This is a genomic window from Arthrobacter sp. sptzw32, from assembly GCF_059089735.1.
Genome location: NZ_JBNHEZ010000007.1, coordinates 157,880 through 170,091, shown reverse-complemented (window position 1 = coordinate 170,091; position 12,212 = coordinate 157,880). Strand labels below are relative to the sequence as shown.

13 protein-coding genes are annotated in these 12,212 nt (G+C 63.2%); 9 read left to right on the top strand and 4 right to left on the bottom strand.

What is annotated here, in order from left to right; genetic code table 11:
- Position 1 precedes the first annotated feature (1 nt).
- On the bottom strand, positions 2-271 hold the full coding sequence (locus AC5RVN_RS14675; RefSeq protein ID WP_494138408.1) for a hypothetical protein: 270 nt from the start codon (positions 269-271) through the stop codon (positions 2-4).
- Positions 272-390: 119 nt separating this feature from the next.
- Between AC5RVN_RS14675 and AC5RVN_RS14670 the strand changes: the two genes are divergently transcribed.
- Entirely contained in the window at positions 391-864 is a 474-nt protein-coding gene (locus AC5RVN_RS14670; RefSeq protein WP_494138407.1) for an NUDIX hydrolase, read from the top strand.
- A 63-nt stretch (positions 865-927) separates the two neighbouring features.
- On the opposite strand, the gene AC5RVN_RS14665 is transcribed toward AC5RVN_RS14670, so the two are convergent.
- The 3 genes from AC5RVN_RS14665 to AC5RVN_RS14655 form a co-directional block, all read right to left on the bottom strand.
- Complete coding sequence (locus AC5RVN_RS14665) at positions 928-1,206, bottom strand: hypothetical protein (RefSeq protein WP_494138406.1); 279 nt, start codon at positions 1,204-1,206, stop codon at positions 928-930.
- A gap of 9 nt (positions 1,207-1,215) precedes the next feature.
- Positions 1,216-2,475 (bottom strand): glucarate dehydratase family protein, encoded by a 1,260-nt coding sequence (locus AC5RVN_RS14660; protein ID WP_494138442.1) that lies wholly within the window; start codon positions 2,473-2,475, stop codon positions 1,216-1,218.
- A 164-nt stretch (positions 2,476-2,639) separates the two neighbouring features.
- Positions 2,640-3,452 carry an IclR family transcriptional regulator gene (locus AC5RVN_RS14655; RefSeq protein WP_494138405.1) on the bottom strand — a complete coding sequence of 271 codons (813 nt, stop codon included), beginning with the start codon at positions 3,450-3,452 and terminating at the stop codon, positions 2,640-2,642.
- Between the two features lie 217 nt (positions 3,453-3,669).
- On the opposite strand from AC5RVN_RS14655, the gene AC5RVN_RS14650 reads away from it, so the two are divergent.
- The 8 genes from AC5RVN_RS14650 (at position 3,670) to AC5RVN_RS14615 (ending at position 12,169) form a co-directional block, all read left to right on the top strand.
- On the top strand, positions 3,670-4,671 hold the full coding sequence (locus tag AC5RVN_RS14650; protein ID WP_494138404.1) for a tripartite tricarboxylate transporter substrate binding protein: 1,002 nt from the start codon (positions 3,670-3,672) through the stop codon (positions 4,669-4,671).
- Positions 4,668-5,171 (top strand): tripartite tricarboxylate transporter TctB family protein, encoded by a 504-nt coding sequence (locus AC5RVN_RS14645; protein ID WP_494138403.1) that lies wholly within the window; start codon positions 4,668-4,670, stop codon positions 5,169-5,171. The genes AC5RVN_RS14650 and AC5RVN_RS14645 overlap by 4 nt, the downstream gene beginning before the upstream one ends.
- Positions 5,172-5,186: 15 nt before the next feature.
- The gene (locus tag AC5RVN_RS14640) at positions 5,187-6,722 is read left to right on the top strand and encodes a tripartite tricarboxylate transporter permease (RefSeq protein ID WP_494138402.1); all 1,536 of its coding nucleotides are present in this window, start codon (positions 5,187-5,189) and stop codon (positions 6,720-6,722) included.
- A gap of 36 nt (positions 6,723-6,758) precedes the next feature.
- Entirely contained in the window at positions 6,759-7,145 is a 387-nt protein-coding gene (locus AC5RVN_RS14635) for a universal stress protein (protein WP_494138401.1), read from the top strand.
- Positions 7,146-7,250: 105 nt separating this feature from the next.
- On the top strand, positions 7,251-8,153 hold the full coding sequence (locus tag AC5RVN_RS14630) for a LysR family transcriptional regulator (protein ID WP_494138441.1): 903 nt from the start codon (positions 7,251-7,253) through the stop codon (positions 8,151-8,153).
- 131 nt (positions 8,154-8,284) lie between these two features.
- The gene (kdgD, locus tag AC5RVN_RS14625; RefSeq protein ID WP_494040444.1) at positions 8,285-9,199 is read left to right on the top strand and encodes a 5-dehydro-4-deoxyglucarate dehydratase; all 915 of its coding nucleotides are present in this window, start codon (positions 8,285-8,287) and stop codon (positions 9,197-9,199) included.
- 28 nt (positions 9,200-9,227) lie between these two features.
- Entirely contained in the window at positions 9,228-10,844 is a 1,617-nt protein-coding gene (locus AC5RVN_RS14620) for an aldehyde dehydrogenase (NADP(+)) (RefSeq protein WP_494138400.1), read from the top strand.
- Entirely contained in the window at positions 10,841-12,169 is a 1,329-nt protein-coding gene (locus AC5RVN_RS14615) for an enolase C-terminal domain-like protein (RefSeq protein WP_494138399.1), read from the top strand. The genes AC5RVN_RS14620 and AC5RVN_RS14615 overlap by 4 nt, the downstream gene beginning before the upstream one ends.
- The last annotated feature ends 43 nt before the right edge of the window (positions 12,170-12,212 follow it).

Below are 12,212 nucleotides of genomic sequence, written 5' to 3'. Positions count from 1 at the left end.
GCTAGCAGTGCTCCGGCAAGGGGTCCGGGTCGTCGCTGTGGGTGTTGAAAAGCCAGCCGGATACGTCGCTGCGCAGCACCAGGAGCGGGCCGCCGGTAGCGCTGACGTTTCCGGTTGGAACGTAGTAGCCGCGGCCAGCACCGGGTCCGCCGGCGGCACGGTCCAAGGCGTCAACCATGTATCGCGGCAGGTGTCCCTGCGGCCCGAGGGTGCGGAGTTCATCCAGTTCATCCGGCGTGAGCCGTCCCAAAACCTCGGCTATGTTGGCCATGACGGGGTCCCTTCGAGCAGAGTGCCTAGAGGAATAACCTAAAGCAGCGCCGTGAACTGCAGGTTAACGTTGAAGGACCGTTTCCAATCGTTTTGAAATCTTCAGCAGGTGGAGGACAGGTGCCGGTTTTCAGCGCAGGGATTTTGCTGTACAGGAGGACAGACCCGGGCGGTCTGAAAGTCTGGATAGCCCACATGGGCGGACCGTTTTGGGCGCGCAAGGACGCCCATGCCTGGTCCATCCCTAAGGGTGAATATGGCCGGGACGAGGATCCACTGGCGGCTGCCCTGCGGGAGTTTGCCGAAGAGATGGGCTCCCCTGCCCCGCCCGCGGACTACCGGCAGCTCGGACAGTTCCGGCAGCCGTCCGCCAAGATCATCACGGTTTTCACCGCGGAGCAGGACTTCCAGCCGGCAAGGATCGTCAGCAACACCTTCCCGCTGGAGTGGCCCAAGGGTTCAGGCCGGATCCAGCACTTTCCGGAGATCGACGACGCCCGCTGGTTTACTGAGGCCGAGGCGCGCCTCAAGCTGGTGAAGGGCCAGCTGCCGGTCCTCGACGCACTCACTGAACAGATCCGCCGTCGGACGTGAGGAAGCCGGGCCAGAGGGGTACTGGCGGTCTTTACTTCGTCTGAGGCATGTGCCGGAACACCATCAGGCTGTAACGCGCTCCCGGATTCCGGCTGCTTTGGCCGGTGCAATTCTCCGGACGGACACATCGTCGCCGAAACAAACCATCGTCCTGCCTGCGCCATCGTTGCGGATTATCCAGAACACGCTGCGGTTTGCGGTGATCATCTCGATGGTTCCGGACATCGCTGGCCTACCGGCAGTACGCACCTCGACCTGGTCGTTCCTGCACAGTTTGGACCAGTCCGGGACCGGCGCGGGTGCCGGCAGTGAGATGAAGCGGAGCGAGTTGCGTTTGTACATGGCCTGCTGCTACCAGCGTGGGCTTTTGAGGACGTACTCAGGATTGATGCGCTGCATGTAGCCCGTATCGTCGCGTCCGGTAAGGCCGCATTCAAGGTATTGCCGGTGGAGCTTTTCGAGCCCGTCCTGGTCCAGCTCGATACCGAGGCCAGGGGCGGTCGGGACGGGGACCGCCCCGTCCACGAAGCGCAAGGCCCCCGGCCTGATGACGTCCTCGTCTTCGTCCTTCCAGGGCCAATGGGTGTCGCAGGCGTAGTCCAGGTTCGGCGTGGTCGCCGCCAGATGCACCATGGCGGCCAGGCTGATTCCCAGGTGGGAGTTCGAGTGCATTGAGAGGCCGAGCCCGAAGGTTTCCGTAATGCCTGCAAGGGACTGTGACCGGCGAAGCCCGCCCCAGAAGTGGTGGTCCGAAAGTATGACGTCCACGGCGCCGGCAGTTACGGATGCGGGAATATCGGAAAAGCTTACGACGCACATGTTGGTTGCCAGCGGCATCGGGACGCTGCGGCGCACTTCGGCCATGCCTTCTATACCGGGGGTCGGGTCCTCGAGGTACTCGAGGACCCCATCAAGGGCCTTGCCCACTTCGATGGACGTGGGCACCGACCAGGCAGCGTTGGGATCGAGACGGAGCGGCAAGTCGGGGAATTCGTCGCGTAAGGCCTGGATGGCCGCAACTTCCTGCTCAGGGTGGAACACGCCGCCCTTGAGCTTAAGGGCGGTGAAGCCGTATTCGCGCACCATGCGTGATGCCTGCTTCACCACTCCTTCCGGGTCCACGGCTGCGCCCCAGGAGTCGTCGTCCTGACCGGGGTGGCCCGCCCACTTGTAGAAGAGGTATCCGCTGAAAGGAATTGCTTCCCTGACGGCACCGCCAAGCAGGTCACTGACGGGCCGGCTGAGGATTTTCCCTTGGACGTCCAAGGCTGCGACGTCGAAGGGAGACAGCACGCGGTCTGCCGTCCTTGAGCCTGTCACCATTCCGCTCATACCGTGTCCGCCCTGGATGGTGTCCGCGGCGAGAGCTCGGGCAATTCTGCTTCCGAGCATGTTGATGTTGAAGACATCGGCGCCGATGATGGCGTCAGCTGCGAGGCGGAGCCGTGCGAGGTGGCCTGCGTCGCCGTAGGTTTCCCCCAGCCCTGTTATGCCGGCATCGGTGTGGAGCTGGATGATGGCGCGGAGCGCGTAAGGCTCGTGTACGCCTACGGCGTTGAGAAGCGGAGGGTCCTTGAATGCGACGGGCGTGATGGTGACACCCGTGACCATGACCTGGGCGAGGTTGTCTTGGGGAAGTTCGGTGTGTGGCACGGAATCACTTTCTACGGGGACAGCGGTGGTCGGGGACCTGAAGTGATCTTAGGCACTACTGCTGATACGCGTCCAAGTCCGTTTTGGACATGAAAAATACTTTCAAGGTATTGGAGTGCTGATTAGGCGAGGAGCCCGCCCAGGCCGCGGACGATCTGCAGGGTGATGTCCGCGGTAGCGCGGAGAGCGGCAACTATCTCTTTCTCATAGGCGGGATTGAGCCGTTCAACAGGCACCGAACAGCTGAGCGCATCAGCGACGTCGTTCCTGATGGGCAATGGGATCCCGAAGCAGCGCAGTCCCGGCGTGTTTTCCTCGTCGTCGATGGAGTATCCCCGCTTCCGGGTAGCTTCAAGGTCCTTGTGCAGGTCCTCCCGGGAGGTGATGGTCGCAGGTGTCAGGGCAGCCAGGGTGGGAGGCAGGTGCTGCTCGAGTTCCTCGTCGCTGAACTGCGCCAGGACGGCTTTGCCCAGGGAGGTCGAGTAGGCGGGCAGGCGGCGTCCCACCCGGTTCTGGACCCGGGCGTAGGAAGAGGACTGGTGCGTGGCCAGGTACACCATGTCCGTGTGGTCAAGGCGCCCGTAATGGACAGTCTCATTCAATTGCCGGCTGACCTGCTCCACGTGCGGCTGGACCACCCGCAGCAACGGATCCGTGTCCAGGTACGTCGTACCTGCCAACAGGGCACGGATGCCAATGCTGTACAGCGAACGCGTGGAATCACTGCGCACCCAGCCGAGGTCCGTCAAAGTACGAAGAAGTGCATAGGTACTGCTGCGGGGCGCCTCCAATGCGTCGCAGAGCTCCCGGACCGTAACAGGTTCATTGCCCCTTGCCGCCAGCAGTTCAAGAACCTCAACGGTGCGGGCGGCGGACTTCACTCCACGCACGCCACTACTGGTCATATCGGCTATTGCCGGTTGTTGCTGGTTCATGCAGATCTTCCTTGATCCGGCCCACGGCCTTGACAGAGACGTTCTTTCTAGTCAATTATGAGTTCCATCACGATCTTCTGTCTACATATATAGACAGGCGCTACGAAAATCGCTTCGCGGTTAGCGGGCAACCCCCTCCCGCAGGTAGCAACCCTTCCACACAACTGAACCGAAACGGCCTTCTTCCCGTCGGCCCCCAACAGAGGAAAGCTCAACGATGAACTCCCTGAAGCCCACGCTTACTGCCATCACCGGCCTTGGCATCCTGTCCCTCGTTCTCACCGGCTGCGGTGGGGTCCAGACCGGAACCGGAGGAGCCGGGGCGGGCGGTGAAAACTTCCCCACCAAATCCGTCAATCTCACGGCTCCCTCCAGTGCAGGCGGCAGCACCGACCTGATCTCCCGGGCATTGGCGTCCTCTTTGGAGGAACCCCTCGGCAAGTCCGTCGTGGTGGAGAACAAGCCCGGCGCCAACACCGCAGTCGGCACCAAAGAGGTTCTGAACTCCAAGGCAGACGGCTACAGCACCGTGCTGGCAGCCGAGTCCCTGTTCGCCATCACCCCGCTTTTTGTTGAAGATCCGGACGCCTTGACCATGGACAAGATGACCGTCGTCGCCCCCGTGTCCGAGGAAGAGTACGTTCTGGTGGTCAACAAAGACGCCGGCGTCAGCTCGCTGGCCGACCTCCTGGCAAAGGACAACATCAAATACGCCACCTCCGGTGCGGGAACCGGCGGCCAGTTCGGGCAGGCTGCGCTGTTCGCGCTGGCCGGCAAAAAGGCCACCGACGTCCCGTTCGACGGCGGTTCCGCTGCCGTCACGGCCGTCCTGGGCAATCACGCCGACGCCGTCGCCACCCAGCTCGCTGAGGTCAAGCCACAGATTGACGCCGGGAAGCTCGTCCCCCTGGCAGTCTTCTCCCCGGAACGCAGTGAGTACTTCCCCGATGTCCCCACCGCGAAAGAGTCAGGGTACGACATCTCAGTCGTGCAGCGCCGCTGGCTTGCCGTCCCCAAGGAAACACCCCAGGACGTTGTGAGCAAGCTGACCGAGTCTGTGGAAACCGCCAAGGACTCTGACAAGTTCCAGGAATTCCTGAAGACAAGCCTCATCGGTGAGTGGGACGGCCAGCCTGCCGACGTCAACACCACTGTAGAAGCTGATACCAAGACCTTCACTGACCTGGCCAAGGAGTTTGGCATCGGAGCCACTAAATGAGCACTTCCGCTGCTCACCGCGGGGAATCAGCAAGTGACTTTGAGGTAGAAGAGCAGGCTGAGCGCGGCGGAGTCATGACCGCCGCGCTCGGCGCGCTCGTCCCGCTTGCCCTTGGGGTATTTGGCCTGATTGTCGCCTTCGGCCTTGGCATCGGCTCCCTCAGCGCCCCCGGGGCCGGGCTTTGGCCACTGGTCATATCCCTGGTCATGATCACGGCCGCCGGAACCGCCCTGGTCCGCGCCAAGCATGACGAGGACGTCGAAGCGTTCGACGGCGGCATCCTCACCGTCGCTTTAAGCGTTGGCAGCCTGCTGGCATACGCCGCGTTGCTTCCGTTGGTCGGATTCGAAATTCCTACCGTCCTGCTTCTTTTCTTCTGGATCAAGATCCTGGGGAAGGAGGGCTGGCGCCCCGCAGTCACGGTGTCCATCGTTGCCACCGTTGTGGTCTACGTGCTCTTCATCCTTCTCCTGGCCGTTCCCATCCCCCACCTTTTCTAGGAAACGTCTCCCCACATGGATATCATCAACGACGCCATCGGCGGCTTCGACGTGGTGCTGCAGCCGGGCAACCTGCTGTTTTGCCTGGTCGGCGTCACCCTTGGCATGCTTATCGGTGTACTGCCCGGGCTGGGGCCGGCAGCAACCATCGCCATCCTGCTCCCGCTGACCTACACCATGGAACCGGCCAGTGCCATCATCCTGCTCGCGGGCATCTTCTACGGTGCCCAGTACGGCGGGACCATCACCTCGGTCCTCCTGCGCCTGCCCGGCGAAGCCTCAAGCGTTGTGACAGCCCTCGACGGCTACCAAATGGCCCGGCAGGGACGTGCCGGCGCTGCATTGGGAATCGCAGCAGTAGGGTCCTTCATCGGCGGCACCATAGCGATTGTCGGACTCACCTTCCTGGCCCCCCTGGTGGCCAGCTTCGCGCTGGACTTCGGTCCGGCCGAGTACAGCCTGCTCGCCATGCTCGGTATTTTGCTGGTCTCCTCCCTGGGCAACGGTTCAGCCCGGAAAGCAGCCGTCTCCGCCACCATCGGCCTCCTTCTGGCTACTGTGGGCCGGGACCCGGTCACGGGCGTCAGCCGGTTCACTTTCGGCTCGGACAACCTGGCAGACGGCATCGACTTCGTCATCATTGCCATGGGTCTGTTCGGCGTCGGCGAAATTCTGTACAACATGGCCACGCCCCCATCGGCATCATCGGTAACTCCCAAGTTCAAGCGGGCCCTGCCCACGGGCAGCGACCTGAAGCTGTCCTCAGGTGCCATCGCCCGTGGTTCCGTCTCCGGCTTCGCGCTGGGCATCCTGCCGGGCGGCGGAGCCACCATCGCCTCGCTGGTCGCCTACGCCACCGAAAAGAAGTTCTCCCGGAACCCAGAGCGCTTCGGGCGCGGGGCCATCCAGGGTGTTGCAGGGCCCGAGACTGCGAACAACGCGGCAGCAACCAGCTCCTTCATCCCGCTCCTGACCCTCGGCATTCCCGCCAACGGAACTATGGCCATCATGTTCGGCGCGCTCCTGTTGCAGGGCATCACGCCGGGACCGAGCCTGATCAACGATCACCCGGATATCTTCTGGGGCGTCATCGATTCCATGTACATCGGCAACGTCTTCCTGCTCCTGCTGTCGATCCCGCTGATTGGCATCTTCGTCAAGCTGTTGTCGGTAAAAGCAACCATCCTCAACCCGTTGACCGTCCTCATCACCATGATTGGCGTGTACACCGTGCGGAACAGCGTCTTTGACATGTTCCTGGTTATCATCTTCGGCGTTGTGGGCTACCTGATGAAGAAGCTGGGATTTCCCCCGGGCCCGCTCGTCCTCGCCTTCGTACTTGGAGGGCTGCTGGAAACGTCCTTCCGCCAGGCCATCCGGCTCTCCGAAGGCAGCCTCGGAATCTTCGTTTCAAGCCCCATTTCAATCACCTTGGCCGTTACTATCCTTATTGCCCTCGCTGCTGCCCCCGTAATGACCTGGATTTTGCGTCGCCAGCAAGCCAAAACTGAGGCCGTCCTGCACACGCATGGCCGAGGATTCGAAGACTGACCTGCCCGGAAAACCACAACTCGAACGGAAGTTGCTATGTCCATCGTTTTAGGATTTGTCCCCAATGAACGCGGTGAAGCTGCCTTTGCCAAGGCGTTGTCCCTGGCCTCACAGCTCAATGAGAAACTCGTCATCATCAACAGCAGCAGCCGCCATTCACACACCGACCCGAAGCTTGCCTCGGATCCGGACCTCGACGCACTTGTGGCCCGCGCGGCCCGTGCCGGTGTCGCCGCGCGGATCGAAAGGGATGCCCATGAAGACGGCCCGGATGCTCTCATCGAGGCTTCAACGGCTGAGGACACCGAAATGATCGTCATCGGTATCCGCAAGCGCTCCCAGGTCGGCAAGCTGCTTCTGGGAAGCGATGCCCAACGCATTCTCCTTGAAGCCAGTTGCCCGGTTCTTGCAGTGAAGGCCTGACCCGCCCAGCTCTGGAAAAGCGTCGAAAGGGCAGGCAATCAGGCAACCGGCGGTAGCATGCCTTTCACTTGGATTACTTACGCCAAAGAGACTGCGAAGGGCTACATGTTTACCTTTGATCAGCTGGCCGGCTTCATCGCCGTCGCTGAAGAACTGCACTTTGGCCGCGCCGCCGAACGCCTGGAAATGACCCAGCCCCCGTTGAGCCGGCTGATCCAGAAACTGGAAAAGATTGTGGGGACCAGTCTTTTCGAACGAACCAACAGAAACGTGCAACTGACTCCCGCAGGCATGGCCTTCCTGGACGAAGCCAGGCGCCTCATGGCCCTGGCGGAACGGGCGCCTACCGCTGCCCGAAGAATAGCTTCCGGCCGCTCCGGCTACCTGCGCATCGGCTTCACCGCCGCAAGCGCACTGAACGTTCTGGGGCCACTGCTGGGGGAGACCAGCCGCCTCCTGCCCGATGTCGACGTCGAACTCCTGGAGCTGGTCTCGGGCAAGCAAATCAGCGGCCTGCTGACCGGAGAGCTGGATATGGGCCTGGCCCGTCCGCCGTTCGATGAAGAAACTTTTGACTCCCGGCTGCTCTTCAGCGAGTCCATGCTGCTCGCTGTACCCTCGGGCCACCGGCTCACAGGCCTGGGCCGGGACCTCAGTCATGAGGACTTCAAAAATGAGCCGCTTATCATGCACTCACCAACAGAAGCGCGGTACTTCTACGACCTCGTGGTCCGGATGTTTCCGATCAGGCACGGGAACGTCGTCCATGTCGTCAGCCAGATTGTCACCATGGTCTCCCTCGTTGCTGCCAAGCGGGGCGTGGCGCTTGTTCCCGCGTCCGCCGCGCAATTGAACATCGAGGGCGTCAGGTACCTGCCACTCTCAAGCCAGGGTAATAACCCGGTGGAACTGCACGCCATCTGGATTAAGAGCGCGGAAAACCCGGCGCTGCGAAGGCTTCTGAAGGAGTTGGACTTCTTCGCTGAAAGCTCGAACCTCAGCAAATAACACCAAACACCAATAATGCTTTGCGGGCATCATTGGATACCAGAAAACTCTTGGACAGGCATCACACAGCCTGCCTACTCTAGACACAACACCATCACGCCCACAGCGGCATTACCCAGAGGACACAAACCGTGGCAAAGTACTCACCCCAGGAACTGGCGGACACTCTCAAGGAAGGCCTGCTGTCCTTCCCCGTGACCTCGTTCGATGCAGAGCTGCAGTTCGATGAAGAGAACTACCGCAAGCACCTGGCCTGGCAGGCAAGCTTCCCCGTTGCGGGCCTCTTCGCCGCCGGCGGCACCGGAGAGGGCTTCTCCCTGTCGGCAGCCGAGTCCGAGCGCGTCGTCCGCACCGCTGTGGAGGAAGTGGGCGGCCAGGTTCCCGTCCTCGCCTCTGCCGGCGGATCCACGGTCCAGGCCATTGAGAACGCCAAGGCTGCCGAGGCAGCGGGCGCCGAAGGCATCCTCCTGTTGCCCCCGTACCTCACAGAAGCCGACCAGGGAGGGCTTATCGAGCACGTCAGCGCTGTCTGCAGCGCCACTTCCCTCGGCGTGATCATCTACAACCGCGCCAACGCCATCTACAAGGACACCACGGTGGCCGCGCTTGCCGACCGGCACGAGAACCTCATCGGCTTCAAGGACGGCGTGGGTGACCTCGAGCACGATGCCCGCGTCTACGCCAAGCTCGGCGAGCGGCTCTTCTACCTCGGCGGCCTCCCCACTGCCGAGACCTTCGCCCTGCCGCTGCTGCAGCTGGGCATGAGCACCTACTCCAGCGCCATGTACAACTTCGTGCCGCAGTTCGCCCTGGATTTCTATCAGGACGTGCGGAACAACGACCGCGTAGCCGTCAACAAGAAGCTCAATGACTTCGTCATCCCGTACCTGGACATCCGCGACCGAGTCAAGGGCTACTCTGTCTCCATCGTCAAGGGCGGCCTTGACGCTGTCGGCCGCTCCGCCGGCCCAGTTCGCCCGCCGCTGCAGAACCTCGCCGAACAGGACCTCGCAGACCTCAAAGCCCTCATCGCCACCGTCTCCTGATCCACCACCTCTCATAGGAGGAACCATCGTGACCCTCACCGGACACTCCCTGATCGCCGGACAAACCGTTATCGGCGAAGGAAAAACAGCCTACGGCTACAACCCCGCCACCAACGGGCAGCTCGACCCCGCCTACTCGCTCCTGACCGAGGACCAGCTCAAGGCAGCCACCGCAGCGGCCGCAGCAGCGTACCCGTCCTTCTCGACCCTCGACCCGGAAACCCACGCCGGGTTCCTCGAGGCCATCGCGGACAACATCGAGGACATCGGCGAGGAACTGATCATCCGTGCAAGCCAGGAAACCGGCCTCCCGGCTGCCCGGCTCCAGGGCGAACGGGCGCGCACCACCGGCCAGCTGCGGCTCTTCGCAACAGTTGTCCGTACGGGTGACTTCCGCGGCGTTCGCATCGACCCCGCCATCCCGGACCGCACCCCGCTGCCCCGGGCAGACATCCGGCAGCGCCAGATCCCCCTCGGACCGGTGGCAGTGTTCGGTGCCAGCAACTTCCCGTTCGCCTTCTCCACCGCCGGTGGCGACACCGCGTCAGCCCTGGCTGCCGGTTGCCCGGTGGTTTTCAAGGCCCACAACGCCCACCCGGGCACCGGTGAACTCGTCGGCCAGGCCGTCGACAAGGCCGTCAAGGACTTTGGCCTGCACCCGGGAGTGTTTTCCCTGATCTACGGACCGGGCGCCAGCATCGGCCAGGCCCTCGTCGCCGACCCCGCCATCAAGGCCGTCGGCTTCACCGGCTCCCAGGCCGCGGGCATAGCACTCATGAAAACCGCCGCTGCCCGCCGCGAGCCCATTCCCGTCTATGCGGAAATGTCCTCGCTGAACCCGGTCTTCGTCTTCGAAGGTGCCCTGAACGGCTCCGCGGAACAGATTGAGGCCTTGGCCCAGCAGTACGTCACCGCCGTCACCGGCAGTTCCGGTCAGCTCTGCACCTCGCCGGGCCTGCTGTTCGCCCCCAAAGGTGAGGCAGGGGACAAACTCGCAGCCGCCGTCGCCCGTGCCGTGGCCGCCTGCGCCGGCCAGACAATGCTCACCGAAGGCATCGCCGGCTCCTGGAACGCAGGAACCGAAGCACTCGGCAACGCCGCAGGTGTGGACCTCATTGGCAAGGGCCTGGAGGGTGCAACGAAAAACGCGCCCGCTCCTGCCATCTTCGGCACGCAGGTCAAGGACTTCGTGACCAACCACGTCCTTCACGAGGAAATCTTCGGTGCTGCCAGCCTGGTCATCCGCTACGCCAGCTCGGAGGACCTGATCGAGGCCATCAGCGGACTCGAAGGCCAGCTGACAGCATCGCTGCATCTCACCGAAGAGGACTACCCGACGGCGGCACCCCTGATCCCGGCGTTGGAGCAGAAAGTAGGCCGCATCATCATCAACGGCTGGCCCACCGGCGTCGAGGTAGGCCACGCCATGGTTCACGGCGGCCCCTTCCCCGCCACCTCCGACAGCCGCACCACCTCCGTTGGAACCCTCGCCATCAACCGCTTCCTGCGCCCCGTCGCATACCAGAACATTCCCCAGGAACTCCTCCCTGCCCCGCTGCAGGACGAGAACCCCTGGAAGGTCAACCGCCTCATCGACGGCACCGTAGTCCTGGCAGCTGAAGAGAAAGCCGAGGTCGGCGCATGAGCAACCAGCCCATCATCACCGGCGTAGAGGTGGTCCCCGTTGCGGGCCACGACAGCATGCTGATGAACCTCAGCGGCGCTCACGGCCCGTTCTTCACCCGCAACATCGTCATCATCACCGACTCGGACGGACGTACCGGCCTCGGTGAAGTTCCCGGCGGCGAAAAGATCCGCACCACCATCGAAGAAGCCGGTGCCCTGATCAACGGCAAACCGGTGGCCCGCTATCGCTCACTCCTGCGGGAGGTCGCGGCCGAATTCGCAGACCGCGACGCCGGCGGGCGCGGCCTGCAGACCTTCGACCTGCGCACCACGGTCCATGCCGTTACCGCCGTCGAGTCAGCCCTGCTGGACCTGCACGGCCAGTTCCTCGGCGTCCCCGTGGCCGAACTGCTCGGTGATGGCCAGCAGCGCACGTCCGTGCCCATGTTGGGCTACCTTTTCTTCGTGGGCGATCACAAGCGGACGGACCTCCCCTACCTGGTGGAGGACGCCCCCGCTGACCGCTGGGAGGAGCTCCGGCGCCAGGAAGCCATGACTCCGGAGGCCGTCGTCGCGCTGGCGGAAGCTGCGCAGGAACGCTACGGCTTCAGCGATTTCAAGCTCAAGGGCGGCGTGCTGTCCGGCGATGAGGAGGTGGACGTGGTCACGGCCCTCGCCAAGCGTTTCCCGGACGCACGGGTCACGTTGGACCCGAACGGCGGCTGGCTCCTGGAGGAGGCCATCCGGCTGGGCAAGCGGATGCAGCGTGTGGTGGCATACGCCGAGGACCCCTGCGGCGCCGAAGGGCGTTTCTCCGGCCGCGAAGTGATGGCGGAATTCCGCCGCGCCACCGGGCTGAAGACGGCCACCAACATGATCGCCACGGACTGGCGCGAGATGTCCCACGCCATCCGCAGCAACGCCGTGGACATCCCGCTTGCCGATCCACACTTCTGGACCATGCACGGTTCAGTCCGGGTGGCCCAGATGTGCCACGAGTTCGGCCTCACCTGGGGCTCGCACTCAAACAACCACTTCGACATCTCGCTGGCCATGTTCACGCACACCGGCGCCGCGGCTCCGGGCGAGATCACGGCACTGGACACCCACTGGATCTGGCAGGACGGACAGGGGCTGACCAAAAACCCGCTGCAGATCAAGGACGGCGCCATCGAGGTCCCGGCAGCCCCGGGCCTGGGAATAGAGCTGGACCGCGAAGCCCTGGACAAGGCCCACAAGCTGTACCTGGAGCATGGCCTCGACGCCCGCGACGACAGCATTGGCATGCAGTACTACATCGACGGCTGGTCCTTCGACCCTAAGCGGCCCTGCCTGGTCCGGTAGCAGGGCGCAGCCTCAAGGCCTGACCGCGGCCCCTTCCGTCCTG

Coding starts and splice junctions, on each gene's coding strand:
- AC5RVN_RS14675 (WP_494138408.1), bottom strand. CDS start 271: ATGGCCAACATAGCCGAGGTTTTGGGACGGCTCACGCCGGATGAACTG.
- AC5RVN_RS14665 (WP_494138406.1), bottom strand. CDS start 1,206: ATGTACAAACGCAACTCGCTCCGCTTCATCTCACTGCCGGCACCCGCG.
- AC5RVN_RS14640 (WP_494138402.1), top strand. CDS start 5,187: ATGGATATCATCAACGACGCCATCGGCGGCTTCGACGTGGTGCTGCAG.
- AC5RVN_RS14635 (WP_494138401.1), top strand. CDS start 6,759: ATGTCCATCGTTTTAGGATTTGTCCCCAATGAACGCGGTGAAGCTGCC.
- AC5RVN_RS14630 (WP_494138441.1), top strand. CDS start 7,251: ATGTTTACCTTTGATCAGCTGGCCGGCTTCATCGCCGTCGCTGAAGAA.
- AC5RVN_RS14645 (WP_494138403.1), top strand. CDS start 4,668: ATGAGCACTTCCGCTGCTCACCGCGGGGAATCAGCAAGTGACTTTGAG.
- AC5RVN_RS14655 (WP_494138405.1), bottom strand. CDS start 3,452: ATGAACCAGCAACAACCGGCAATAGCCGATATGACCAGTAGTGGCGTG.
- AC5RVN_RS14615 (WP_494138399.1), top strand. CDS start 10,841: ATGAGCAACCAGCCCATCATCACCGGCGTAGAGGTGGTCCCCGTTGCG.
- AC5RVN_RS14660 (WP_494138442.1), bottom strand. CDS start 2,475: ATGGTCACGGGTGTCACCATCACGCCCGTCGCATTCAAGGACCCTCCG.
- AC5RVN_RS14650 (WP_494138404.1), top strand. CDS start 3,670: ATGAACTCCCTGAAGCCCACGCTTACTGCCATCACCGGCCTTGGCATC.